20 protein-coding genes are annotated in these 24,432 nt (G+C 66.7%); 14 read left to right on the forward strand and 6 right to left on the reverse strand.

What is annotated here, in order from left to right:
* Positions 1-156 precede the first annotated feature (156 nt).
* The 7 genes from rimP to pnp all read left to right on the forward strand — a co-directional run bounded on the left by rimP (position 157) and on the right by pnp (position 9,237).
* Complete coding sequence (gene rimP / locus AC3QL3_RS07415) at positions 157-681, forward strand: ribosome maturation factor RimP (protein WP_492897737.1); 525 nt, start codon at positions 157-159, stop codon at positions 679-681.
* Between the two features lie 98 nt (positions 682-779).
* A complete protein-coding gene (gene nusA / locus AC3QL3_RS07420) occupies positions 780-2,270 on the forward strand; it encodes a transcription termination factor NusA (protein WP_492897738.1) in 1,491 nt (496 codons plus the stop codon).
* 138 nt (positions 2,271-2,408) lie between these two features.
* On the forward strand, positions 2,409-5,090 hold the full coding sequence (infB, locus tag AC3QL3_RS07425) for a translation initiation factor IF-2 (protein ID WP_492897739.1): 2,682 nt from the start codon (positions 2,409-2,411) through the stop codon (positions 5,088-5,090).
* Positions 5,091-5,474, forward strand: coding sequence for a 30S ribosome-binding factor RbfA (rbfA, locus tag AC3QL3_RS07430; protein WP_492897740.1), 384 nt, complete (start codon positions 5,091-5,093; stop codon positions 5,472-5,474).
* A gap of 87 nt (positions 5,475-5,561) precedes the next feature.
* Positions 5,562-6,497 (forward strand): tRNA pseudouridine(55) synthase TruB, encoded by a 936-nt coding sequence (gene truB / locus AC3QL3_RS07435; RefSeq protein WP_492897741.1) that lies wholly within the window; start codon positions 5,562-5,564, stop codon positions 6,495-6,497.
* A 207-nt stretch (positions 6,498-6,704) separates the two neighbouring features.
* The gene (gene rpsO / locus AC3QL3_RS07440) at positions 6,705-6,974 is read left to right on the forward strand and encodes a 30S ribosomal protein S15 (protein WP_492897742.1); all 270 of its coding nucleotides are present in this window, start codon (positions 6,705-6,707) and stop codon (positions 6,972-6,974) included.
* 160 nt (positions 6,975-7,134) lie between these two features.
* Entirely contained in the window at positions 7,135-9,237 is a 2,103-nt protein-coding gene (gene pnp / locus AC3QL3_RS07445; RefSeq protein ID WP_492897743.1) for a polyribonucleotide nucleotidyltransferase, read from the forward strand.
* A gap of 83 nt (positions 9,238-9,320) precedes the next feature.
* Here the strand turns inward: pnp and AC3QL3_RS07450 are convergent, their stop codons facing one another.
* Entirely contained in the window at positions 9,321-10,166 is an 846-nt protein-coding gene (locus tag AC3QL3_RS07450) for an oxidoreductase (RefSeq protein WP_492897744.1), read from the reverse strand.
* 107 nt (positions 10,167-10,273) lie between these two features.
* On the opposite strand from AC3QL3_RS07450, the gene AC3QL3_RS07455 reads away from it, so the two are divergent.
* Positions 10,274-11,215, forward strand: a complete 942-nt coding sequence (locus AC3QL3_RS07455; protein ID WP_492897745.1) for a LysR family transcriptional regulator — start codon at positions 10,274-10,276, stop codon at positions 11,213-11,215.
* A complete protein-coding gene (locus AC3QL3_RS07460; protein WP_492897746.1) occupies positions 11,212-12,621 on the forward strand; it encodes a M48 family metalloprotease in 1,410 nt (469 codons plus the stop codon). The genes AC3QL3_RS07455 and AC3QL3_RS07460 overlap by 4 nt, the downstream gene beginning before the upstream one ends.
* Before the next feature lie 22 nt (positions 12,622-12,643).
* Here the strand turns inward: AC3QL3_RS07460 and AC3QL3_RS07465 are convergent, their stop codons facing one another.
* Complete coding sequence (locus tag AC3QL3_RS07465) at positions 12,644-13,342, reverse strand: PDZ domain-containing protein (protein ID WP_492897747.1); 699 nt, start codon at positions 13,340-13,342, stop codon at positions 12,644-12,646.
* A 145-nt stretch (positions 13,343-13,487) separates the two neighbouring features.
* Between AC3QL3_RS07465 and AC3QL3_RS07470 the strand changes: the two genes are divergently transcribed.
* Positions 13,488-15,281 carry a glucan ABC transporter ATP-binding protein/ permease gene (locus AC3QL3_RS07470; protein ID WP_492897748.1) on the forward strand — a complete coding sequence of 598 codons (1,794 nt, stop codon included), beginning with the start codon at positions 13,488-13,490 and terminating at the stop codon, positions 15,279-15,281.
* An 8-nt stretch (positions 15,282-15,289) separates the two neighbouring features.
* On the opposite strand, the gene AC3QL3_RS07475 is transcribed toward AC3QL3_RS07470, so the two are convergent.
* Together AC3QL3_RS07475 and AC3QL3_RS07480 are read right to left on the reverse strand one after the other, a co-directional pair.
* Positions 15,290-16,885 (reverse strand): hypothetical protein, encoded by a 1,596-nt coding sequence (locus AC3QL3_RS07475; protein ID WP_492897749.1) that lies wholly within the window; start codon positions 16,883-16,885, stop codon positions 15,290-15,292.
* A 152-nt stretch (positions 16,886-17,037) separates the two neighbouring features.
* Positions 17,038-19,539 carry a winged helix-turn-helix domain-containing protein gene (locus AC3QL3_RS07480; RefSeq protein WP_492897750.1) on the reverse strand — a complete coding sequence of 834 codons (2,502 nt, stop codon included), beginning with the start codon at positions 19,537-19,539 and terminating at the stop codon, positions 17,038-17,040.
* Between the two features lie 366 nt (positions 19,540-19,905).
* Here AC3QL3_RS07480 and AC3QL3_RS07485 point away from each other — a divergent pair, with 366 nt between their 5' ends.
* From AC3QL3_RS07485 to AC3QL3_RS07495, 3 genes are all read left to right on the forward strand, one after another.
* Entirely contained in the window at positions 19,906-20,571 is a 666-nt protein-coding gene (locus AC3QL3_RS07485) for a PA4824 family protein (RefSeq protein ID WP_492897751.1), read from the forward strand.
* A 55-nt stretch (positions 20,572-20,626) separates the two neighbouring features.
* Complete coding sequence (locus AC3QL3_RS07490) at positions 20,627-21,547, forward strand: TolB-like translocation protein (RefSeq protein ID WP_492897752.1); 921 nt, start codon at positions 20,627-20,629, stop codon at positions 21,545-21,547.
* A gap of 120 nt (positions 21,548-21,667) precedes the next feature.
* Positions 21,668-22,141 (forward strand): outer membrane lipoprotein, encoded by a 474-nt coding sequence (locus tag AC3QL3_RS07495; protein WP_492897753.1) that lies wholly within the window; start codon positions 21,668-21,670, stop codon positions 22,139-22,141.
* A 113-nt stretch (positions 22,142-22,254) separates the two neighbouring features.
* Here AC3QL3_RS07495 and AC3QL3_RS07500 read toward each other — a convergent pair whose 3' ends face one another.
* Entirely contained in the window at positions 22,255-22,692 is a 438-nt protein-coding gene (locus AC3QL3_RS07500; protein WP_492897754.1) for a cell wall hydrolase, read from the reverse strand.
* Positions 22,693-23,111: 419 nt separating this feature from the next.
* Positions 23,112-23,951 carry a CAF17-like 4Fe-4S cluster assembly/insertion protein YgfZ gene (gene ygfZ / locus AC3QL3_RS07505; RefSeq protein WP_492897755.1) on the reverse strand — a complete coding sequence of 280 codons (840 nt, stop codon included), beginning with the start codon at positions 23,949-23,951 and terminating at the stop codon, positions 23,112-23,114.
* A 263-nt stretch (positions 23,952-24,214) separates the two neighbouring features.
* Between ygfZ and AC3QL3_RS07510 the strand changes: the two genes are divergently transcribed.
* Positions 24,215-24,394 (forward strand): DUF1674 domain-containing protein, encoded by a 180-nt coding sequence (locus tag AC3QL3_RS07510; RefSeq protein ID WP_492897756.1) that lies wholly within the window; start codon positions 24,215-24,217, stop codon positions 24,392-24,394.
* Positions 24,395-24,432 lie beyond the last annotated feature (38 nt).

The raw sequence follows: 24,432 nt of genomic DNA on the forward strand, positions 1-24,432 counted from the left end.
GCAGCTCGCCGATGTTGGATACGACACAACGGCGAACTACGGAATGGGCCTCGTGCCCATTTTTTGTTTGTGTTTTCCGCGCTTTTCGATACCAGCGGCCAAGGATGGACGCTCTTTAGATTTTCGCGATCGAGGACGATCGCACAGGCGAGCCCTTTGAACGTCGAACTGAACGAACTGCTGGCGCCGACGATTGCCGACCTCGGTCTGGAACTGATCGGCATCGAGTTCAGCCCGGGAACGGGAGGCAGCCTCTTGCGCGTCTACATCGACGAGCCGGAGCGCGGCATCACCATCGACGACTGCGAGCGTGCGAGCCGCGAGATTTCCGCGCTGCTCGACGTCAACGACGTGGTCGCCGGCCGCTACACCCTGGAAGTGTCTTCGCCGGGCCTGGAGCGACCGCTGTTCACGCTGGCGCACTTCGAACGTTTCGTCGGCGAGCCGGTCAAGATCAACGTGAATCTGCCGCTGGACGGCCGTCGCCGTTTTCAGGGGCGGATTCTGGCGGTCGAGGGCGATCGGGTGGTGCTCGAGCAGGACGGCACGCCGGTTTCGATCGCGCATGCGAACGTGGCGAAAGCGCATTTGGTGCCCGACTACGTCGCGCTCGGCCTCGCGCCGGCGCCGCGTGAGGGCGGCAAGAAGGCCGTCAAGCCGGCCGCACGCAAGAAGAGTTGAAAGCTGTCGAGAATTCCCGCATCTCGCGCGGTCGGCGCGGCGAGCGGGCGAGGTCAGAACCATTCCGTCCGCATGCCGCGGGCGCGAAGGAGTCGGGAATGAGCAAAGAACTGTTGCTGGTCGTTGATGCCGTCGCCAATGAGAAGGGCGTGCCGAAGGGCGTGATCTTCGATGCGATGGAGGCCGCGCTCGCGTCCGCCGCGAAGAAGCGCTATGCGGAAGAAGACGTCGCCGTGCGCGTGACGATCGACCGCGACAGCGGCGAATACGAAACCTTCCGCCGCTGGGAAGTGGTGCCCGACGACATCGTGATGGAATCGCCCGATCGCATGATTCGCCTGATGGATGCGGAAGACGAGGCGCCCGGCGTCGACGTCGGCGGCTTCGTCGAGCAGCAGATCGAGAATCCGGATTTCGGCCGCATTTCGGCGCAGGCGGCCAAGCAGGTCATCGTGCAGCGCGTGCGCGAGGCCGAGCGCGCGCAGGTGGTGGACGCGTACAAGGATCGCATCGGCGAGTTGATCACCGGCATCGTCAAGCGCGTCGAGCGCGGCGCCGTATTCCTCGATCTGGGCGGCAACGCCGAAGCTTACGTGCCGCGTGACCGCGCGATTCCGCGCGAAGCGGTGCGCGCAGGCGACCGTCTGCGTGGTTATCTGTACGAAGTGAAGTCGGAGCCGCGCGGCCCGCAGCTGTTCGTTTCGCGCACGGCACCGGAACTGATGATGGAGCTGTTCAAGCTGGAAGTGCCGGAAGTCGGTCAGGGCCTGGTAGAGATCAAGGCCTGCGCGCGCGACCCGGGCGATCGCGCCAAGATCGCCGTGATCGCGCACGACCACCGCACCGATCCGATCGGCGCCTGCATCGGCATGCGCGGTTCGCGCGTGCAGGCGGTGTCGAACGAGTTGAACGGCGAGCGCATCGACATCGTGCTGTGGAACGAGGCCCCGGCGCAGTTCGTGATCAATGCGATGGCGCCGGCCGAAGTGCAGTCGATCATCGTCGACGAAGAAAAGCACTCGATGGACATCGCGGTCGCCGAGGACAAGCTGTCCCAGGCGATCGGGCGCGGCGGCCAGAACGTGCGCCTGGCCAGCAAGCTGAGCGGCTGGCAGCTCAACGTGATGACCGCCGACCAGGTGCGTCAGAAGAGCGAGGCGGAACAGGAGTCCGCGCGCCAGCTGTTCACCAGCAAGCTCGAGGTGGACGAGGAGATCGCGCAGATCCTGGTGCAGGAAGGCTTCTCCACGGTCGAGGAAATCGCCTACGTGCCGACCGCCGAACTGCTCGGCATCGAGGGCTTCGACGAAGATATCGTCGAGGAGCTGCGTGCGCGTGCGCGCGATGCGCTGCTCACCGATGCGCTCGCGGTCGAGGAAGGCATCGAGGAACACAAGCCGGCGGACGATCTGCTCTCGGTCGAGGGCATGGAGGAGAGCCTCGCGTTCGAGCTCGCCTCGCACGGCATCGTCACGCGCGAGAATCTCAGCGATCTGGCCACCGACGAGTTCATGGAGCTGGGTCTCGACGGTATCGACGAAGAACACGCAGCGGCCCTGATCATGGCCGCGCGAGAGGCGGTTTCATAAGCGGTTGTCGCCTTCGCCAGGCGCAGGTGCGGGACGTCGCTTAAGCTTGCGACGCCGCCGGTAGTCGGAGCAGGAACGGCCGCTCGTGCGAAGCGGTGGGTTTGCAACAAATCGCACGGGCCACGGAGTAACCAATCGATGTCGGACGTCACCATCAAGCAACTGGCCAAGGTTCTCGGCACGCCGATCGACAAGCTGCTCATGCAGCTGGGCGAGGCGGGCATGAAGTTTTCCGACCCGGATCAGGTCATCAGCAGCACCGAGAAGGTGAAGCTGCTCGGCTTTCTGCGCCGCACGCACGGCAAGAAGGAAGAAACGCCGGTCGAAGCGAGTTCGGCACCGCGTCAGATCACCTTGAAGCGACGCACGGTCAGCGAAATCACCGTGGTGCCGGGCCAGCGCGGCGCGAGCGCCAAGACGGTCAACGTCGAGGTGCGGCAGAAGCGCACCTACGTCAAGCGCAGCGTGGTCGAAGAAGAATCGCAGGCGCAGATCGATCCGGAGCGCGAAGACGCGATCCGCAAGCTCGGCGAATCGCAGCAGAAGCGCGAAGCCGAAGAGCAGGTGCGCGTCGAAGCCGAGCGTCGTCGCCAGGAAGAAGACGCCAAGCTGCGCGCCGCCGATGACGCTCGTCGCAGCGCAGCCGAGCAGGAGAAACGCCGGCTCGAGGAAGAAGCCAAGCCGAGCACGGCGCCCGCCGCCGCAGAAGCTGCGCCGTCGACCGCGCCGGCAACGGCAGCGACGCCGGCCACCGCCGCGCCACGCGAAGGCGAGCGCCCGGCGACGGCCGCGCCGCGCCCGGCGGAGCGCGCGCGTGAACCGCGCGAAGGCGTGCCTGCGGCGCAGGACGGCGCCGGACATCGCCACAAAACCAACAAGCCGCACGGCTCGCATCGCATGCGCGACGACGGCGACGACAGCGGTCGTTACTTCGGCAACGAACTGCATCTCTCGCAAGAGGGCGCGGCGCGGCGCGGCGGTCGCAAGCGGCCGAAGACGCGTGCAGCGGAGCCGGCGCGTTCGGGTCCGGCACATGCGTTCTCCAGGCCGACCGCTCCGGTCGTGCGTGAAATTGCGGTCGGTGAGTCGATCACCGTTGCCGATCTCGCCGCCAAGCTGGCGGTCAAGGGCGCCGACGTCGTCAAGGCGCTGTTCAAAATGGGAGTAATGGTCACGATCAACCAAGCGATCGATCACGATACCGCGGTGCTGGTCGCCGAGGAACTCGGCCACAAGGTCACGGCCGCCGAAGACACCAGCGCCGAAACGACCATGCTCGCGCAGCAGGCCGGCGATGAGGGCAATAGATCCGTGCGTCCGCCGGTGGTCACCATCATGGGCCACGTCGACCACGGCAAGACCTCGTTGCTCGACTACATCCGTCGCGCCAAGGTCGCCGCCGGCGAGGCTGGTGGTATCACCCAGCACATCGGCGCGTATCACGTGGAGACGCCCAAGGGCGTCATCACCTTCCTCGACACGCCCGGCCACGCCGCGTTCTCGTCGATGCGCGCACGTGGTGCGCAGTCGACCGACATCGTCGTGCTGGTGGTCGCGGCCGACGACGGCGTGATGCCGCAGACGATCGAAGCGATCCAGCATGCGCGCGCAGCGAAAGTGCCGCTGATCGTCGCGATGAACAAGATGGACAAGCCGGAAGCGAATCCGGACACGGTCAAGCAAGGACTCGTACAGCACGAGGTCGTGCCGGAAGAGTGGGGCGGCGACGTGCAGTTCGTGCCGGTGTCGGCTAAGACCGGCGACGGCGTCGATCATCTGCTCGACGCGATCACGGTGCAGGCCGAGGTGATGGACCTCCGTGCCGTGCCGGACGGCCGCGCCAGCGGCGCGGTGATCGAATCCAGCCTCGACCGCGGTCGAGGTCCGGTGGTGACCGTGCTGGTGCAACAGGGTCTTCTGAAGAAGGGCGATTTCGTCGTCTGCGGCGTCGAGTACGGCCGCGTGCGCGCGCTGTTCGACGAGACCGGCCGTCAGGTCGAATCCGCCGGCCCCTCGATTCCGGTGCAGATCCTCGGTCTTTCCGGCGTGCCGCAGGCCGGCGACGATTTCGTCGTCGTGGCCGACGAACGCCTGGCCAAGGAAGTCGCCCTGCAGCGTCAGCACAAGCGGCGCGAATCACGCCTGGTCAAGCAGGCCGGCAACCGCATGGAAGACTTGATGGCGCAGATGGGCGAGGGCAGCGGCCAGCTGACCTTGAACCTGGTCGTCAAGGCCGACGTGCAGGGCTCGGCCGAAGCGCTGCGCGAAGCACTGACCGCGATCACGACCGACAAGATCCGCGTCAACGTGATCGTCTCCGGCGTCGGCGGCATCACCGAATCGGACGCCAACTCCGCGGTCACCTCGAAGGCGACGATCATCGGCTTCAACGTGCGTGCGGACGCTTCGGCGCGACGCATCATCGAGTCGAACGGTCTGGACCTGCGCTACTTCTCGATCATCTATGACGTGATCGACCAGGTGAAGCAGGTCGCGACCGGCCTGCTCGGCACCGAAGTGCGCGAAGAGATCATCGGCGTGGCGCAGGTACGCGACGTGTTCCGTTCCTCGAAGTTCGGCGCGATCGCCGGTTGTATGGTCATCGAAGGCACGGTCAAGCGGCACAAGCCGATTCGCGTGCTGCGCGACAATACGGTGATCTTCCAAGGCGAACTGGAATCGCTGCGCCGCTTCAAGGAGAACGTCGACGAAGTGCGCAACGGCACCGAGTGCGGCATCGGCGTCAAGCAGTACAACGACGTCAAGCCGGGCGATCAGATCGAGTGCTTCGAGCGCATCGAAGTGGCCAGGACGCTGTAAGTGCCGGCCAAGTCGTTCAATCGCTCCGATCGCGTCTCCGCCGAACTCCGGCGCGAGCTGGCCGTGATGGTGCACGCCGCCGCGCGCGAGCACGGTTTGCCGTCGGTCAGCGTGTCCGACGTCGAGGTCACCAAGGACCTCGACGTCGCGACGATCTACGTCACGACCTTGATCGGCGACGAAGGCCCAAAGGCGACCGCTGCGCTGAACGAGCTGGCGAAGGAATTCCGCCGCGAATTGTCGCGTTCGATGACATTGCGGCGCGTGCCGGAGCTGCGTTTCCGCTACGACGATTCGGTCGACAAGGGCGATCGCATCGAATCCCTGCTGCGCGGCGAGCCGGGCGCGGAGATCAGTGATTTGGGGCTGAAGAAGAAGTCCTGAGCCACAGCCAGTACGCAGCAATCCGTTCTCTGGGCCGCGCAGGTGCGGCGGCGGCACGAAGGTTTCGCTAGCGCGCCCCTCCACGCCATGCGCTTTTCCAAATCACACATCCCCAAGACCAAGTTCCGGCCTCTGAGCGGTATCCTGCTGTTGGACAAGCCTCAAGGCTTGAGCTCCAACGCCGCTCTGCAGAAGGTGCGCCGGCTGCTCGGCGCCGACAAGGGCGGGCATACCGGCAGCCTCGATCCGCTCGCGACCGGCCTGTTGCCGTTGTGCTTCGGCGAGGCGACCAAGATCGCCGGCCTCCTGCTCGGTTCGCGCAAGGCCTACGAAACCGAGGCGCGCCTCGGCTTCACCACCACCACCGACGATGCCGACGGCGAGGTGGTCGAGCGGCGCGACGTACCTGCGCTGGACGATGACACTATTCGTGCTGCGCTGTCCGCGCTGAGCGGCCGCATCGTCCAGGTGCCGCCGATTTATTCCGCTCTCAAACAAGGCGGCGAGCCGTTGTACAAGCGCGCGCGTCGCGGCGAAGAGGTCACCGCCGCGCCGCGCGAGGTCGAGGTGCAGCGTTTCGACTTGCTCGAACGCCGCGACGATCGTCTGCGCCTCTTGGTCGAATGCGGCTCGGGCACTTATGTGCGCAGCCTGGTGCGCGATCTCGGCGAGCGGCTCGGCTGCGGCGCGCACGTGACCGTGCTGCGGCGGCTTTGGGTCGAGCCGTTCCTTGCGCCGCAGATGCACACGCTGGACGCGCTGAACCGCCTGGCCGAGGCCGATCCGACCGCGCTGGATCGACTGCTGCTGCCGCTCGAAGAGGGCCTGGCCGGCTATCCGCAGGCGCATTTGGGGGCAGACCAGGCAGCCCGGCTGCGTCAAGGACAGGCGATCGAATGGGCCGGCGCGCCGGGGCGCTGCGTCGCGCTGGATGACGCCGGCCGGGCGATCGCCCTGGCCGAGGCCACCGGCGGCAACCTGCGCCCGCTGCGCGGCTTCAACCCGCCGCCGGCGCTGTCATGAAAGGTTAACTGCTTGTTCCGACACCGCTCCGGCAGCTAAAATACCCCGTTCCCTTCCGAACATCCGTCCGACCAACCCCTGCGGGGCTTGCGAACGACCACGCCAATCTACGGGCGACCTGCCCGATGTGCCCCCGCACGCAGCGGGCGCCGCGATCCTCGTGGGCATTCGCAAGTCTCGCTTCCGCATTCTCAAGGATTCACGCAGATGTCTCTGTCCAACGAACAAACCTCCAAGATCATCGCCGACTACGGTCGCGGCACCAACGACACCGGCTCGCCGGAAGTTCAGGTCGCGCTGCTGTCGGCGCGCATCGAACACCTGAGCAAGCATTTCGCCGATCACGACAAGGATCATCACTCGCGTCGCGGCCTGCTCAAGATGGTCAACCAGCGCCGCCGTCTGCTCGGTTATCTGAAGAACAAAGACGGTGATCGCTACAAGTCGTTGATCGAACGCCTGGGCCTGCGTCGCTAAGTGGCGCGTTCGTCCGTGAACGCGGCTCGATGGAGCGCTTCACGGACGGTCGTGTCGTACGCAGGATGAAGTCTAGAGTGGCCACTCCTGGCCGCACTTTTCATATGAAGCGCGAACGCCTCTTCGACGGCGTTCGTGCGCAAACTCAGGACAAGCAATCGTGGCCAAAATAACCAAGTCGTTCCAATACGGTAAGCACACGGTCACGCTCGAGACGGGCGAAATCGCGCGTCAGGCATCCGGCGCGGTTCTCGTCAGCGTCGACGGCACCGTGGTGCTGGTCACCGCGGTGGCCGCTTCGAAAGCGCGCGAAGGGCAGGACTTCTTCCCGCTCACCGTCGACTACGTCGAGAAGTTCTATTCGGCCGGCCGCATTCCCGGCGGCTTCTTCAAGCGCGAAGGTCGCCCGACCGAGAAGGAAACGCTGACCTCGCGCCTGATCGATCGCCCGGTGCGTCCGCTGTTCCCGGAAGACTACAAGAACGAAGTGCAGGTCATCGCGCAGGTCGTCTCGCTCAACCCGGAAGTCGACGGCGACGTGCCGGCGATGATCGGCGCCTCGGCCGCGCTGTCGCTGGCCGGCATTCCGTTCCAGGGTCCGATCGGCGCCGCGCGCGTCGGTTACGTCAACGGTGAGTACGTCCTCAACCCGACCGCGACCGAACTGAAGACCTCCGATCTCGACCTCGTCGTCGCCGGTACCTCGAACGCGGTGCTGATGGTCGAGTCCGAAGCCAAGCTGCTCAGCGAAGAAGTCATGCTCGGCGCGGTCGTGTTCGGTCACAAGGCGATGCAGGTCGTGATCAATGCGATCAACGAGCTGACCGTCGAAGCCGGCACCAAGCCGTCCGCATGGACCGCACCGGCCAAGAACCAGGGCCTGATCGGCGCGTTGAAGGACGCCGTCGGCACCCAGCTCGCGCAGGCTTTCCAGATCCGCGACAAGCTGCAGCGTCGTGACGCGATCGCCGCGATCAAGCAGGACGTACTCAGCACTCTCGCCGGCCGTGTGGAAGCGGAAGGCTGGGCCGGAGCGGAGCTGAGCAAGGAATTCGGCGAACTCGAATACCGCACGATGCGCGATTCGGTGCTCGGCACCAAGGTGCGCATCGACGGCCGCCAGCTGGCCGACATCCGCCCGATCGCGGTGCGCGTCGGCGTGCTGCCGCGCACGCACGGCTCGGCGCTGTTCACGCGCGGCGAGACGCAGGCGCTGGTGGTGGTCACGCTCGGCACCGCGCGCGACGCGCAGATCATCGACGCACCGGAAGGCGAGTCGAAGGATCCGTTCCTGTTCCATTACAACTTCCCGCCGTTCTCGGTCGGTGAAGCCGGCCGCTTCGGCGCGCCCAAGCGCCGCGAGATCGGCCACGGCCGCCTCGCCAAGCGCGGCGTGCAGGCGGTCAAGCCGAGCATGGAAGCGTTCCCGTACGTGCTGCGCGTGGTCTCGGAGATCACCGAGTCGAACGGCTCCTCGTCGATGGCTTCGGTGTGCGGTTCCTCGCTCGCGATGATGGACGCCGGCGTGCCGCTGAAGGCACCGGTCGCCGGTATCGCGATGGGCCTGGTCAAGGAAGGCGAGCAGTTCGTCGTGCTGTCGGACATCCTCGGCGACGAGGATCACCTCGGCGACATGGACTTCAAGGTGGCCGGTAGCGCCGAAGGCATCAGCGCGCTGCAGATGGACATCAAGATCGACGGCATCACCGAGGAGATCATGAAGGTCGCGCTGGCGCAGGCCAAGCAGGGCCGTCTGCACATCCTCGGCGAGATGGGCAAGGTCATCAGCGCCTCGCGCACCGAGATGAGCGAGTACGCGCCGCGCCTGATCACGATGAAGATCCATCCGGACAAGATCCGCGAAGTCATCGGCAAGGGCGGCACCACGATCCGTTCGATCACCGAAGAGACCGGCGCCACGATCGACATCAGCGACGACGGCACCGTGGTCATCGCCTCGGTCAATCGTGAAGCCGGCGACGCCGCCAAGAAGCGCATCGAGCAGATCGTTTCCGACGTCGAGCCGGGCCGCATCTACGAGGGCAAGGTCGCCAAGCTGATGGACTTCGGCGCGTTCGTGACGATCCTGCCGGGCAAGGACGGCCTCGTGCACGTTTCGCAGATTTCCAACGAGCGCGTCGAGAAGGTCTCCGACAAGCTCAAGGAAGGCGACATCGTCAAGGTCAAGGTGCTCGAAGTCGACAAGCAGGGCCGCATCCGCCTGTCGATGAAGGCGCTCGAAGAAGAAACGCCGGCGACCTGATCGCAGCGCAGTCTGCGCTGAATCGGAAAGCCAAGAAAAAAGCGGGCCTCGGCCCGCTTTTTTCGTTTCCGATCGGGCCGGACTCAGGCCGCATCGAGGCGCGTGTCCGCCGCCAGTGCTTCCCAGCTCGCGAGATCGGCGAGCAGCGCCTGCGCGTGCGCACGGATCGCATCGACCGCGTCCGAGCCGAGCTGGAGCCGCAGCGGCGTGTGCTCGGAAGCAAGCGCACGCTCGATCGCCGCAGCCGCCTTCATCGGGTCGCCGGCCTGGGTCTGGTGCATCTCGCGCGTGAACGCGCGCGTGGCGCCGACGGTCTGCGCATAGGCCGGATTCTCCGGCATCGCGCGCAACGCCGCGCCGACCAGCTCGGTGCGAAACGCGCCGGGCTCGACGATCATGACCTTGACCCCGAACGGCGCCATTTCCAGCGCGAGCGCTTCGGACAAGCCTTCGAGCGCGAACTTCGACGCCGAGTACGCACCGTAGCCGGCGAAGGACATCTGTCCGCCCATGCTCGAGATGTTCACCACCGCGCCACTGCGCTGCGCGCGCAGTGCAGGCAGCAGCGCGCGCGTGACCGCCACGGCGCCGAAGAAATTGGTTTCCATCTGCGCGCGCAGTTCCGCCGTCGGGGTTTCCTCGACCGCGCCTAGGATTGCGTAGCCGGCGTTGTTGAGCAGCACGTCGACGCGGCCGAAGCGCGCGAGGGCCGCCGCCGCGGCCGCTTCGGCGTCGGCTTCGCGCGTTACGTCGAGCGCCAGCGCGAGCACCCGCTCGGGCGCGCGCGCAACGAGGTCGGCCAAGCGCTCGGTCGAGCGTGCGCTGGCGACCAGGTTGTAGCCCTGCGCCAGCGCGTGCTCGGCGAAGGCGCGGCCGAGGCCGCTGGAAGCGCCGGTGATGAACCAGGTAGGGCGAGTCGAAAGGGTCATGGGAAGCTCCGCTAAAGCCGCTCGGCGGCGATGGGGAGAGTGTCTTCTTGTTTTTATAAATGCAGAATATGGTGTAATTGAAAAGTACTATTCGATACCATTCATCAATGCAGCGCGACGTGCTGATCCATCTGCCGGTCGTACTCGCGGTCGCGCGCCGTGGCGGCTTCGCGGCGGCGGCCTCCGAACTCGGCATGAGCCCCTCCGCGGTCAGTCACGCCGTGCGTCTGGTCGAAGATCGCCTCGGCCTGCCGCTGTTCGCGCGCACCACGCGCAGTGTGGCGCTGACCGAAGCGGGGGCTGCGCTGGTCGCCGCGGCGCGACCGGCGCTCGCAGATCTCGGCGAGGCGATCGAACGGCTGCGCGCGGCGCGCGGCGAAGTCGTCGGCACGCTGCGCTTGAACGCGCCGCGGCTCGCGCAGTCGCTGGTGCTGACGCCGCTGTTGGCCGAGCTGGCGCGCCGGCATCCGCAGCTGGTGGTCGAGGTGACCGCCGACGACGGATTGGTCGACATCGTCGCTGCCGGCTACGACGCCGGCATCCGGCTCGGCGCGATGATCGCGCAGGACATGGTCGCAATACGTCTGTGTGCGCCGCTCGAGGCGGTGCTGGTGGCGGCGCCGGACTATCTGGCCGCGCGCGGCGAGCCGCGCAGCTTGGCCGAGCTGTCCGCCCACAACTGCATCGGCTATCGCCTGCTCGCCGGCGGCGGCCTGTACGCGTGGGAACTGCGCGACGAAGCCGGCGCGGACGTCGCGCTCGAAGTCAGCGGCAGCGCCATAGTCACCGATGCGAACTATGCGAAAGACCTCGCCCTCGCCGGCGTCGGCATCGCCTATCTGTTCGAGCCCTTGGTGCGCAAGGAGATCGCCGCCGGCCGGCTGCGCCGCCTGCTGCCGGCTTCGGCGATCGAGGAGCCGGGCTTGTTTCTGTACTACCCGCAGCGTGCTTCGCTGTCGCCGAAGCTGCGTGCCTTCGTCGACATAGCGCGCGAAACCCTGCGCGCAACACGATCACCGACGAACGGCACGGCCGCGACGAACGCATGAACGGCGCCGGCAACGCAGCCGCGCAGAAGGAACGCGAATCGTTCTTCGCCGCGCAGGCGCGTCATCGCGCAGCCGCGTGGCGCTGGTCGGCGGTGATGGCCTTGGTCGTGTTCGCGCTCGCACTGGTGATCAGCTTGCTGTTGGCGCCGCTCGCCTTCGCCGTATTCGGCCTGCTCGCCGATCAGCTCAATCTCGTTTGGCCGATGCCCGATCCGCTGCGCGCCGTCGGCCGAATGCTCGATGCAATCGACGATTCCCGCGCGCAGCTGCCGATCGTGCGGATCGCGTTGTTCGTCCTGCTGGCGGCGCTGCCGGGCTTTGCGTTGCTGTTGTTGGGATGGCGGCGCCTCGGCCGCATCGCGATGGCGCAGCGGCTCGATGTCTTGAGCGGAAAGCTCGGTCTGCGCGCGCCGCGCAGCGACGATCTGGAAGAAATCCAGCTCCGCAATCTGGTCGAGGAAATGGCGGTTGCAGCGGGCTGCGCCGCGCCGCAGCTATGGCTGACCGACCATGCCGCTTGCAACCTCGGCGTGTTCGGTGCGGGCGAGCGTGCAGCGCTGATCGTCACGCGCGGCGTGCTCGACCGGCTCGATCGTGCGCAGACGCAAGCGCTGATCGGTCAAGCGATCGCTGCGCTCGGTAACGGCGACGGTCTGCTGGCGGAACGATTGCTGCGCCTGAGCCTGATGATCGGTCTGCTTTCGCTGCTCGCGCAGTCGCCGCTGGATGTCAAGGCGCGCGCCGCGCTGCGGCCGCTGCTGCGAATCCGCCGCAGCGACGAGGAGGTTGCGCTGGTGCAGGGCGTGCTCGGCGACGCGTCCGCCGTGACGTCGGGAGCGGTGGCCGATTCGAGCGGTTTGCCCGGCTGGCGCGACTGGCTGCTGATGCCGTTGATGGGATCGCTGCTGATCGGTGTTCTGATCGTGCCGGTAGCGACGATGCTGCTCATCGCGCCATTGAACAGTCTGATCTGGCGTCGGCGCCGCCTGCTCGCCGATGCGACCGCGGTGCAGTTCACGCGCGATCCGCAGGCTCTGGCCGAGGCGTATGCGCAGCTCGTCTCGCAGCCGAGCGAACTCGCACTGTCGCTGCCGGCGCTGGGTGATCTGTTTTGCCTGGAAACCCAGACCGCTTCGAACCTCCGCGTGTTTTCGCCGTATCCGTCGTTGGCGGCGCGCATCGCGCGTCTGCGCGCGATGGGTGCAGCGGTCGACCCACCGGGGGTGGAGCGGCGCCTGCCGCTCGCGCTATGCCTAGTTCTGTTGCCGGTGATCGCGCTGGTGGTCGCCTTGCTCGGCGCCGTGATCGTGCTTGGCACCTGGCTGTCGCTGGCGCTGAACATGCTGTTTCTGGGACTGCCGATCGGGCTGCTGCATCTGCTGCTGCGCTCGCTCGCGCCGCATTGAGCGGGCGCGTCGGCCGTACGCGCTAGCGATCTTGAGCGAGCGAGCCGAGTCGCACCACGCGCTGCAAGGTTTCGCCATTGCGCACGACACTCAGCGTGACGGAACGGCCGGCATTCGCTTTCAGCTGATTCTGAAACTCGCTCTTGCTGCCGATCGGTTTGCCGTTGACCTGCACGATGAAGTCGCCGGCGAGCAGGTTCGCGCGCGACGCCGGCGTACCGCCGACCACCGAACCGATCTGCACGCCGTCGCCGCCGAGGCTGGCGCGTTCGGCCGCGGTGAGGTCGCGGAAGGTGGCGCCGAAGGGCAGCTTGAAGCGCACGTAGAACGCGGTATTCCACTCGCTGCCGAGATCCGTTCCCGGCGGCGGCGCATACAGCAGCACGCGGTCCGCGCCGACCTCGCGGCCCTGCCGTTCGGCGGCGGCGCGCACCGCCGTTTCCGGGCCGGGGTAGCGGGCGCTGCCGATGCGCACGAAGCCTTGCGCCGCCAGGCGGCTCTGATCGCCGCTCGCATTGCCGCCCAGCGCGAGTTCGGTCACAGCCGGTGCCGGCGCCGCGCGCATTTCGGCGATGGTCGCGGCGTCGCGGCCGGGTTCGGCGATGTAGGGAGAGACCGGCCGTTGCTCCTCAGCCGGCGGCGCCGACGTATACGGAGCGCTGACGCAACCGGCGAGCAGGACCAAGGCGGCAACGGCGGCGAGACGGAATCGGCGCGACATCGGTTCGGCTCCGGAGTGCAAACGTGTGCGTCGGAGCATAGCGAGGCGAGCATGAACGACGTGTTCGCGGTGCGGCCTTTGCTAGGATGCCGCCGCCAAAAATTCGCCGCGGCGGCGATTTTCGCGGTTTCCCGGGAGGAACGTGGTGGACATCCTGCGCATCTACTACCGCGTCATCGCCTTGCTCGCGCCGGAGAAATGGCTGGCGGGTTTGCTCGCCTTGGCCAACCTCGCGCTGGCCGGCGTGTTCTTCCTCGAACCGTGGCTGTTCGGCCGCGTGGTCGATGCGCTTGCCGGTACCAAACCCGGCCACGTCTGGACCTTCATCGCTTGGTGGGCCGGTGTCGGCTTTGCCGGCGTCACCGCCAGCGTGCTGGTCTCGCTCTATTCCGACCGTCTCGCGCACCGGCGCCGGCTTGCCGCGATCGCGCAGTTCTTCGAGCACGCGATCGGCCTGCCGCTCGCGTTTCACGGCCGCCATCACACCGGACGGCTGCTGCGCATCATGCACGCCGGCAGCAGCAACCTGTTCGGTCTCTGGCTCGGCTTCTTCCGCGAACACCTGGCCACCGTATTGGCGATCTTCGTGATGGTGCCGCTGGCGCTGTCGATGAATTGGAAGCTCGCCGTGCTGATGATTCTCCTTTTGCTCAGTTTCGGCTTGTTCAATGCGATCGCGATGCGCCGCACGCACGCGGCGCAGGGCGAGGTGGAGCAGCTTCACCACGCGATCTCCGAACGCGTCGGCGACGTGTTCGGCAACGTGATGGTGGTGCAGAGCTTCTCGCGCATCTCGGCCGAAGTCGCGCAGATCAAGAACATGGTGCGCAAGGTGCTGACCGCGCAGTACCCGGTGCTGCGCGGCTGGGCTTGGCTGTCGGTCGCCAACCGCGCGGCGAGCACGCTGACGATCGTTGCGATCTTCGCGCTAGGCACGTCTCTCAACGGCAAGGGCGAGGTCACGGTCGGCGCGATCGTCACCTTCGTCGGCTTCTCGATGCAGTTGATCGGTCGCATGGAGCAGTTCGCCGGTTTTATTTCCGGATTGTTCTTCCAGACGCATTCGCTGAAGGACTTCTTCGCCGTGCTCGACACACCGGCCGTGCTCAGCGACGACAACAGCGCGCCGGCGCTGCCGCCGGCGCGCGGCGAAGTCGTGTTCGACGACGTGTCCTTCGGCTACGACGCCTCGCACCCGGCGCTCAAGCACCTCTCGTTCCGCGTACCGGCAGGCGGCACCGCGGCGATCGTCGGCCCGACCGGTGCCGGCAAGACCACCGCGCTGAGCCTGCTCTACCGCGCCTACGATCCGAGCGCGGGCCGCATCACCATCGACGGCATCGACATCCGCGGCGTCAATATCCACAGCCTGCGCGAGCAGATCGCGGTGGTGTTCCAGGACCCGGGCTTGTTCTATCGCTCGATCGCCGACAACCTGCGCATCGGCAAGCCGGATGCGAGCGACGAGGAATTGCAGTCCGCCGCGGAAGCGGCCGAGGCGCACGGCTTCATCGTGATCAAGCCGGACGGCTACGCCACCCTGGTCGCCGAACGCGGCCGTTCTTTGTCGGGCGGCGAGCGCCAGCGTCTGTCGATCGCTCGCGCGATGCTGAAGAACGCGCCGATCCTGATCCTCGACGAAGCGACCAGCGCGCTCGACAACGCCACCGAGGCGCGCATCCAGCGCGCATTGAACAAGCTGACCCAGAACCGCACGACCTTCGTCATCGCGCATCGCCTGTCGACCGTGCGCAACGCCGACGTGATCCTGGTGCTCAAGGACGGCGAGCTGGTCGAGCAGGGGCGCTACGACGAGCTGGTCGCGCAAGGGGGCTTGTTCGCGGAGCTGGACGGGCAGGGCCGCTTCGTCGCCGATGCCGAGGACGACGGAGCGGCCGAAACGGTGGTCGAGGAAGCACAGCCCTCTTCATCGGCCTGACTCGAGCGCTAGGGCGACTCGAAGCCGTCGGCAAAGATCGCATCGGCGCCGGCAGCGTCGTCGCGGATGCTGATCCAGTCGAGCGTCATGTACATGCCGAAGTTGCCGCCCTGCTGGCCGATGAACCAGGAGGTCTTGTCGAAGAACTCCGGGCCGAAGCGGCGATCGATGCGGTCGAGATCGTCCGAATCGAACATGCCGCCGGCACGCGGGCCGCTGCCGGCGCCGAACAATTCGAGTTCCATCGTCTGACCCGCGGTCGCCATCGCGGTCTCGAACAGGTGGATGCCGTCGGACAGCGGATAGTCGTTGGCGATGCGCAGCGCCGGGCCGAAGGCGGCCGGCAACAAGGTGTCGCTGGCGCCGCCGGCGTCCAAACGGAAACTGTCGAGCACGATCGGATAAGCCGCATGCAGGCCGGGATCGACTTCGGCAGCATCCACCGTGGTCACGCGGAACGTCATTGTGACCGGAGTGTCGACCGCCACGCCGGCGAACGGGCCTTCCGGCAGATCGTTCCCGTTGACCGTGCCGTGCACCTCGACCCAGGCTTCGGTCGGCGGCGCCGGATGCAGGTCGATCACGAACGAGGTCAGCATGCTCGGGCTGAGACCCCATCCGGCCAGGGTCTTGCCGTCGGCTGAGACGCCACCGCCGCTCATCAGTTCCCAGCCGGCCGGAACGACCACGTCCTGCGTGATCAGGTAATCGCTGAGCCACTGCTGGCCTCCGCTCGGCGTCCAGATCGTCGCTTTGCGATCGAAGCCGATGCCGCTGGCGCCTAGGATGACCTTGCCGTCGTCGCTGAGGCCGAAAGCGTAGGTCGGACCGCACTGGAGGCCGTCGTCGAGACAACCGATCGGCTGCACGCCGGTTTCCTCGGTCCAGCGCCAAGCCTCGCTGCCGCTGGTGCTGGCGTAACCTTCGCCGACGACGATGCGGCCGTCGCTGGATACCGCCGCGGCTTGGCCGACCGGATTGCCCTGGGCGTCGACCAGATCCAGCGCGACGCCGTTCTTCCAAATCACAGCGGTACGCGAGCCGTCGTCCTGATCGTTCCAGCCGACGATGGTGCCGCCGTCGGCGCTGATCGCGTTGGCGCGGGAAGCATTCGCAGGACGGTTGACCGGCAGACGCGTCATGCCGTCGGCCGCGCTCCAGCGAAACGCGAAGTACTGTTGCTTTTCGTCGATCGCGAGCCCGACTGCGACGCCGTCGTCGGAGACGTCGTAGGCAGCGCTCAAGAAATTGTCCTGCGCCACCGCGTTCGGCCAGGCGCCGATCACGATCGGGCCATCGAGCAGGTCGGCGTTGCTGAGCGCCACCGCGGCGACACTATGACCATCGTCGTCGACGTGTACACCGGCCAACGGCTGACCCCAGGAGTTCATGCCGTTGACGCTGTTGAAGTTCGCGATCTCGACCACGCCGATGTCCTTGGCCCAGCGATAGGCGGCGCCGTTGCTGTAGAGGCCGGCGATGCGGCCGTTGCGCGACAAGCCGGTCAACTGGGCGTTGGGGGTGGCGAGATCGTAAAAAGTGCCGGCCTCGGCGGAACCGGCGAGCAGGGCGACGGCGAGGGCGGCGAAGAGCTTGGAACGCATGCGAATACCCCAGGAAGTGGAAAGACGGAGCATGACGGCCGCGAGCGACGGGGCGTTGCGGCGAACCGCTGTTCGCCGGACGGGGAACGCGCAGGCATCGGAGCGGGTCGTTCGCGAGTGTCGGGCGCGTCAGCCGGCGCCGCACTCGCGCTTCATTCGCGCTTCATTCGCGCAGCGTCAGCAAGCGGGGTTGGTACGTGCGTCGACGCGCTTGGCTGCGATCCTTCGGGATGTTCCGGCGGCAGCGCGAGGCGGTCGGGAATGCGCCGTTCGCCGGCCAGCGCGCGCGCCTGCTTCACCGCTGCGCGCCAGGCGTCTTCGTGGCCGAGCGCGTGATACAGACGGACCTGCAGCAGGGCACAGTCGAAGTCCTGAGTTGCCCAACGCGCAGCGCGACCGGCGACGATGCTGGCCCGCTCCAGGTTCTTGTCGGCGATCAGGGCGCTGCCCCAGGACGTCGCGACGAGCGTGGTGTCTTCGGGCACGCTGCGACGCTCCGCCTGCTCCAGCGCACTCGAATAAAAACGGTCGGCGTCGGCGCCGCGCTGCTCGTTCCACGCGTGCTCGGCATTGGCCAAGGTGGACAAGAGCTGCACGTGCGGAAGCTCGGGCACGGTCAGGGCCCATTGGCCGAAGCGCTCGACTTCGCTGCGCGCGCTGGCGTACTGGCCGGACGCGCGCAGAGCGCGGATCAGAACGGTCCAGGCTTCGGCGTTGACGTCGCCCAGCTGCAACGACGCCAGCTCCGCCTGCGCCTTGCGCGCACGCGGCACCGCGGCAGCGGCCTTGTCCTCGCCGGCCAGATCGATCAGCGCTCGCTGCAAGGTGACGACGGCACCCAGCCCGACCTGACTGGCGGCGACCTCGGATTGCTCGATTTCGTCCAGCCGTGCGCTGGCCTCGCTCATGCGGCCGGTCGCGGTCAAAGCGCGCGCATGCCGGAAGTCGAAGCTGTTGCGGCCGCGCGGATTGGTGATGCGGTTGCGCAGCGGCAGGAACTCCTCCGCCGTCAGCAGCGCCGCCGCTGGATCGAGCAGTAGCAGATGAGTATCGATCTGTGCGGAAACGACCAGGGCGAGATCGTTGACCAGACCGAAGCGGCGCTCGGTGTCGGCCGCTCGGCGCAAGGCGATCAGCGCCTCGGCCGGCCGTCCACGCGCGTTGTCGAGCAGACCCTCATTGTCGTCGAGGCCGGACAATCCGAGCACATCGCCCGCCAGCGTCAGCGCGACGCGCGCGCGTGCATAGGCGGCAGCGGCGTCGTCGTAGCGGTCGAGGCCGCGCAAAGCGACACCCAAGCCCACGTACGCCTTGCCGAGCACGCCCGGTTCGTTGCGCGTTTCGGTCAGGTGGACCGATTCCTCGAACGCGTTCATGGCGTCGCTGTTGCGGGTGTCGCGAATCGCGATGGCTCCGAGCGTATGCAGGATGCGTGCACGCAGCACCGCGTCGCTCTCGGCGCTGACCACCGTGAGCAGCGATTCCAGCTTCTCGCGCGCCGCTCCCAGCGCACCGGCGCGGAAGTCGATCTGCGCCAGGCGCAAGCGCAAGATCGGCGCCTCGCGCTGCTCCGGCGATGCGGTTTCGATCTGCCGGCGCGCAGTGGCGAAGTCGTCGATGAGCAAAGCGGCTTCGACGCGCTGGGTCAGCGCGGCCAAGGACAGCTCCGCCGGATCGTCGGCCGGAATGCTCTTGCCGAGCGCAGCGAGCAGGCGATCGCTGGCGCTGCGCGCGACTTCGATCGGATCGGTGCCGAGCGCCTGCAGCTCGGTCGTGCGGGCACCGGTGCCGTGCAGCTCGAAACGCAGCTGCCACTGCTGGCCGACCCGTTCGAGCTGGGTGGTCAGCGTCTGCTGCGCACCGGTGCGTGTCTTCACCGCGTTCTCGGCATTGCCGGAATCGCGTGCTTCCTCGGCGCCGGCTGGCGCGCGCGCCGCCGCCACGACATTGTCGCTGGGCACGACGGTAAGCCCGCCGCGCCGAAGCCGCGAGCCGACCAGATCCATGATGCCGAGCCTGAGCCAGGCCCATTCGTCACCGGCAGCGACGTTGACGGGCAACACGGCGATCGATTCCGTCTTCGACGCATCCGCCCCGGTTGAGGCGCCAACGGCTGGGGCAGAACTCCGCTGCCCCAGGAACCAAACGAGAAAAGCCGCGGCGACGACCAGCACTGCCGCGAGCGCGACGAGTTGCCGCGCCCATGTCCGAGACGATGCGGCGGCGGTCGGCGCGGTGGCAGTGACGGACACCGGTTCGTTCGGCGCCGTGATGGGCTGATGATCGGGTGGAGGCGGCGCGGGCTCAGGATAGTCGGCCTCGGTCGGCGGCGGATCGACGACCTGCAGATCGCCGACCCATCGATAGCCGAAGCGCGGAATCGTGCGGATCGCCTTCTGGTCGTTGCCGGTATCACCGATCGCGCGACGCGCTTTCAACACGGTCTGACCGAGCAAGGTATCGGTGACGTCGGTTTTGCCCCACACCGCTGCGATCAGCTCGTCGCGGCCGACGGCGCGATCGCGATGCTCGATCAGATAGGCGAGGCTGTCGAATACCTTCGGCGACAGCACGACCAGTTCGCCTGCATGCTGCAGCTCGCGCGCGGAAGGATCGATGCGGTAGTCGCCGAAGCGGTAGATCGGGCGGGTCATCCGCGCCAGTTTAACGCCCAGGGCTGCCGATGTTCCGGCCGGCGTGCGCACCGGGCAGGCGGACGCACGCGTGCGCTCGGGAGGTCGAGCGCGAAAAAAAATCCGACCGGGATTGATCGACTCGACCCGTCCGACTAGAGTGCGCGCCGCTCGACCATCCCATCCCGATAGGCCCGATCCTTGGACAGTTCCAGTCGATCTCGTTGCTGCTCCTGAGCCCGCGGAACGACGCCCCAAGGTCGCACTCGTCCGCAAGGGCGAGGCACGTGCGAGCGCTAGCTCGCTCGGTGACCTTCAAATCATGAGCTGACGCGTTGCCGTGGGACACCGCAGGACTGGCGTATCCGTCGCGTCCGGAGTCCGCCGATGCTCTGCAAACGTCTGTTCATTGCCGTCCTGATGCTGACGGGCTGCGTCGAACGCGCCCGTGCCGGCGCCAGCTTGTTCGTCGACGACGCGGCGATCACGCCGCCTGGTCAATGTCAGGTGGAATCCTGGGCGCGCACGTTTTTTCCCGCGCAGGAATTCACCGTGGTGCCCGCCTGCCACTTCGCCGGCAGCGAATTCTCGCTCGGCGTCGCGCAGGCGACTTCGCCCGTATCGATGCGCACTTGGATGCCCGGGATCAAGCATGTGCTGCGCGATTTTGGCCCGCATCGCTGGGGCCTGGGCATCTCGCTCGGTGCGAGCTGGGACGCGCGTCGCGGTCGCTGGGTCGGCGGCACGTTGAATCTGCCGGCGAGCATCGCGCTCGACGACGACCTCGTGCTGCACGCCAATCTCGGTTGGAACAAAGTCGAAGGGCGTGCCGGCGTGGTCACCGGTGGTGTCGGTAGCGAGCTTGCGCTCGGCGCATCGTGGACCCTGCTCGCCGAGGTCTACGGCGACCCGCACGGCACCGCGGCCGGACAAGTCGGCTTGCGCCGTGCGATCGGCGGTGTCGCGTCGCTCGATCTCTTGATCGGCCACGAGGCCGGTCTCGGTACCGGGCCTTGGTTTACGCTCGGCTTGAACATCGCGTTCGCCCGCTGACTCGTGATCTTGTTGGTATATCGTTGTCGCAGTCGCTTCCGTAAGGGATTCGAACATGCACATACATCGCCGACGCGGCGACACGCGAACACGCAATCGAAAGCGCGCGGCGAAGCGTCTGTTCACGGCGGCTCTCTTCGGTGCGAGTGGGTGCTGCGCGTATGCGGCCGCCTCGACCATCGTCTACCAGTGCGGCAGTTCGGTTTGCGCGATTGATCCGGATGCGCCGGGCGCGGTCGCGCGCACGCTGAAGACGAACGCGACCGCCGCGGGTATCACCGCCGATGGCCTGACTGTCGCCTGGGTCGTGTCCAATCCCTTGCGCATCGAAAAAGCGCCGTTGGCCGGCGGCGCGGCGCAGACTTTGTATAGCGGCGAGATCTACGACTATCCGCGCATCTCGCCGTCCGGGCGACAGGCCTCGTGGACCTGGTACTACGCGGGCTTCGGCTGGTACACCTACGTGGTGGCGAACGCCGGCGGCAACGCGACCTCGATCGCCTCTTCGACCAACCAGACGTCGCAGGGCTGGCTCGGCGAGTTGCCCATCGTCGGCCGTCGCGGCGGCAGTTCGACCCGCGCCACGATCTGCCACGAGCTGAGCGGAGGTCCTGCCTGCGACGAACTCGTGGCCGACGATCCGAGTCTGCAGATCGGCTTTCCGAGCGGATCGATCGACGGCCATTGGGTCGTGGCCGTGCGCGCCGCAGCGCCGAGCAGCCTCGGCATTCCGGTCAAAGGCGCGCTCGGTCTCTATTCGGCCTCCACTCACGCCTGGGTGCGCGACCTCACGCCGGGCGCCGACGATGCGTTCCCGGTGATGTCGCCGGACGGCAGCCGCGTTGCGTTCGAGCGCAGCGGGCAGATCTGGACCGTCGCCGTGGCGGCCGGCTCGACGCCGCATCTGCTGACCGCGGGCACGATGCCGTTCTGGGGCGGCGGGGGCGATGCGATCTTCCGTGACGGTTTCGACTGACTTCAGCGCGGGGTCACGCTCTGCCGTGCCGTGTAAAAATGCAGATATAGCCCGTTCATCGCCTCTTTAACATCGCGGCGCGAGCATGTAGCGAGTAGATCACCAGAGCGGAGTGCAGCAATGACCAGTAAGTGGCTTTCGGCGACCTTGGCCGGCGTCGTCCTGATTTCGATGGCCGGTTGCGCTGCGTCGCCGCCGCGCGTGCGCTACGACGACGACTACTATCAGCGTCGCTCGCAATACGACTGCTCGCGTTGCGGTGTGATTCGCGAAGTCGATCGCGTCTACGTGCGCGACAACGGCACTTCGGGCGGCGGCGCCGTGCTCGGTGCGATCATCGGCGGCGTGCTCGGCAACACGATCGGCAAGGGCGATGGACGCAAGGCGGCCACGGTCGCTGGTGCGGTCGCCGGCGGCTTCGCCGGCAACGCGATCGAGCGCAACAGCAACGACGGCGGCGGTCGCGAAGCGTGGCAGTTCCGCGTGCGTCTCGACGACGGTCGCTGGGCTACGGTCACGCAGTGGGACAATGGCGACTTGCGCCCGGGCGATCGCGTGATGATTCGCGACAATCGCTTGATGCTGCTGCGTTGATGTAACGCGAGTCGAAAAAAACGAAAAAGGCGGAGGTGCGAACCTCCGCCTTTTTCTTTTGTGCATTTCTGAGAAATGTGCGCATCGCTCGTGCGCTGCGCGCGGACTGCGCGTCAGTTGATGCGATAGAAATTGTGCGCGCCGATCGTCGCCAGCGGCGGTCCTTTGATCCACGACGGCCAGGCCGAATCGGCGACCACGAAGTAGTACGCATTGGGCACCACGAAGGTGCGCTGGTCGACCGGCTTGGACCACATGCCGATCGCGCGTCCTGCGATCTTCCACGCTTTGCCCCACGCCTCGGGGCTGTCCAACGTCAAGTTCTGGCTCAGTGTGCCGGTCGCGAACTGACCGGGTGCGCGTACGACCTCGCATACCGTCTTGCCCCAGCGTCCGCTTTCGCGGCGCCGCATCGCGACTTCGGCGACGGCCATTTGGCCGGTCTGCGATTCGCTGCGTGCTTCCAGGTAGACCGTCGTCGCCAAGCAAAGCTGGTCGGCGGCCGGTTGCGGCAGCGCCGAAGCGAGCCACAGCAGGAAGGACAATTTCATACTCTCACCTCGACTCTCGGCCTTCGCGCTTCGGACACCACGCACGCATCGAGCGAACGGGTTTGCGATGTCCGATGGACATCGCGCGCTGCGACCTCTCTGGATTGCAAAACTGCGGCGCGCGCGCGATAGATCGCTGCGAACTGCGCCGGTTGGTTCCGTCTGCCACCCCGGCAGTCGTTCCAACCTCAGGTACTACGAGTCGTCGAACTTCCTCGACGGAGTCGCGCATCGAATGCGCGGTTGTTAGTAATTCGTTGCGCTCTCTGCTGAGCGCGAGGCGGGAGATTACGCGAAGCCTGCGCGCTTGTCTCCACTTACGCTGAATACGCATTCAGCTTCGTGAGGGGCGCTCGTGCGCGGAGAAAGATGAAGCGTCGTGAGAGTTAAAGCGTCTAGATTTTTATACGTCTAGACGTCTAAATTGAAAATGCATCGAGACCGTTTTCATCGACGATCTTCAGCGTCGCGTTCTTTGGCGTATCGAGAAGAAGGACCGCCAATGCTTCGCTCGCGTGCGCTGAAGTCGGAGCGGCGTACAGCACGAGTCCGAGCTTCGCGCCACCGGCGTCGACGATGTCCGTGCCTGTGACCGGCGCTGCGCCGTGCACACGCAGGCGGCGTAGGCCGCGCTTGTTGCCGCCGCGGAAATGCAGGCGCGCGGCGACCTCCTGTCCGGGATAGCAGCCTTTGTCGAAGCGGATCGCATCGAGGCGTTCCAGCTCGAGCGCCTGTGCCACGAACTCGCCAGCGAGCGCGAGCGATAGCAGGGGCAAGCCGGCGGCGATGTCGTCGGCACGCCAGCGCTGCAACGCGTCGTCGTCCGTCGCGGCGAGAGTCGCAGGCGCGAGCCAGGCGATGCGATCCGCATTGCCCGGTTGACGCAAGACGAAGCCGTCGGCGTGCGCCAGCACATCCTGTGCCGTCAGCGGCATCGCGATGTCGGCGGCCGTCATTGCGTGCAGCGCCCAATCGGTCGGCGCACTCAGCGCGACCTTGGAGCGAAACACGTAGCGCACCAATGCATCGCGCATCGAGGCGGCGTCGCCGAGCGGCAGCCACGCGAGCAGGGAATCGTCAGCGGTACGCAGCAAGGCGAAGAAATTCCGCGCCCGTCCTTGCGCATCGAGCCAGGCGCTCCATTGCCAGCGCTGCGGCGGCAAGGCGGCGACGTCGCTGGTGAACTGCGCTTGCGCGAACGACAGCGCGTCGGCGCCGGTGATGAAGAGCAGTTCGGCAGGGCAGAGCGGCATGGGCATCGAAGTCGTATCCGACGGAACGTGATTCAAGCCTAGCATCGCGCTGCGGGGAGCCGGCGTCTCGCGCTCATGTGCGCTCTTCGCAGCAAGCGGCGTTCGGTCTGACCTCGAAAACTGCGGGCATGGACGGACGCAAGGGGCTCGCCGAAGCGATCGAAGATCGCGCGAATCGAAGCTCCCGCGAGCTGCGCGAGCAGCGGGAACCGCAAAATTAAAGTTGTCAGCGCACGCCGCTGGGTTTAACCTTCGCGCCGCACTGCACCATGTCCGACGCCCAATCCCCGACCAAGCCCGTCAAGACGCCATCGACCGACCGTGTCGAGAGCGTGCTGCCGGAGCCGACCGAGGGAGCGCCGGCGACCGAGACCGGAGGGCGTGAGTCAGGGCCCGATCCCACGCGGTACGGGGATTGGGAAAAGAACGGCCGCTGCATCGATTTCTGATGCGACCGCGCGTCGTGCGCGGCGGCTATCTACAACGT

Source organism: Dokdonella sp. GW821-FHT11D02 (assembly GCF_058808595.1).

Coding starts and splice junctions, on each gene's coding strand:
- nusA (WP_492897738.1), top strand. CDS start 780: ATGAGCAAAGAACTGTTGCTGGTCGTTGATGCCGTCGCCAATGAGAAG.
- infB (WP_492897739.1), top strand. CDS start 2,409: ATGTCGGACGTCACCATCAAGCAACTGGCCAAGGTTCTCGGCACGCCG.
- truB (WP_492897741.1), top strand. CDS start 5,562: ATGCGCTTTTCCAAATCACACATCCCCAAGACCAAGTTCCGGCCTCTG.
- rpsO (WP_492897742.1), top strand. CDS start 6,705: ATGTCTCTGTCCAACGAACAAACCTCCAAGATCATCGCCGACTACGGT.
- AC3QL3_RS07450 (WP_492897744.1), bottom strand. CDS start 10,166: ATGACCCTTTCGACTCGCCCTACCTGGTTCATCACCGGCGCTTCCAGC.
- AC3QL3_RS07455 (WP_492897745.1), top strand. CDS start 10,274: ATGCAGCGCGACGTGCTGATCCATCTGCCGGTCGTACTCGCGGTCGCG.
- AC3QL3_RS07460 (WP_492897746.1), top strand. CDS start 11,212: ATGAACGGCGCCGGCAACGCAGCCGCGCAGAAGGAACGCGAATCGTTC.
- AC3QL3_RS07465 (WP_492897747.1), bottom strand. CDS start 13,342: ATGTCGCGCCGATTCCGTCTCGCCGCCGTTGCCGCCTTGGTCCTGCTC.
- AC3QL3_RS07475 (WP_492897749.1), bottom strand. CDS start 16,885: ATGCGTTCCAAGCTCTTCGCCGCCCTCGCCGTCGCCCTGCTCGCCGGT.
- AC3QL3_RS07480 (WP_492897750.1), bottom strand. CDS start 19,539: ATGACCCGCCCGATCTACCGCTTCGGCGACTACCGCATCGATCCTTCC.
- AC3QL3_RS07485 (WP_492897751.1), top strand. CDS start 19,906: ATGCTCTGCAAACGTCTGTTCATTGCCGTCCTGATGCTGACGGGCTGC.
- AC3QL3_RS07490 (WP_492897752.1), top strand. CDS start 20,627: ATGCACATACATCGCCGACGCGGCGACACGCGAACACGCAATCGAAAG.
- AC3QL3_RS07495 (WP_492897753.1), top strand. CDS start 21,668: ATGACCAGTAAGTGGCTTTCGGCGACCTTGGCCGGCGTCGTCCTGATT.
- AC3QL3_RS07500 (WP_492897754.1), bottom strand. CDS start 22,692: ATGAAATTGTCCTTCCTGCTGTGGCTCGCTTCGGCGCTGCCGCAACCG.
- ygfZ (WP_492897755.1), bottom strand. CDS start 23,951: ATGCCCATGCCGCTCTGCCCTGCCGAACTGCTCTTCATCACCGGCGCC.
- AC3QL3_RS07510 (WP_492897756.1), top strand. CDS start 24,215: ATGTCCGACGCCCAATCCCCGACCAAGCCCGTCAAGACGCCATCGACC.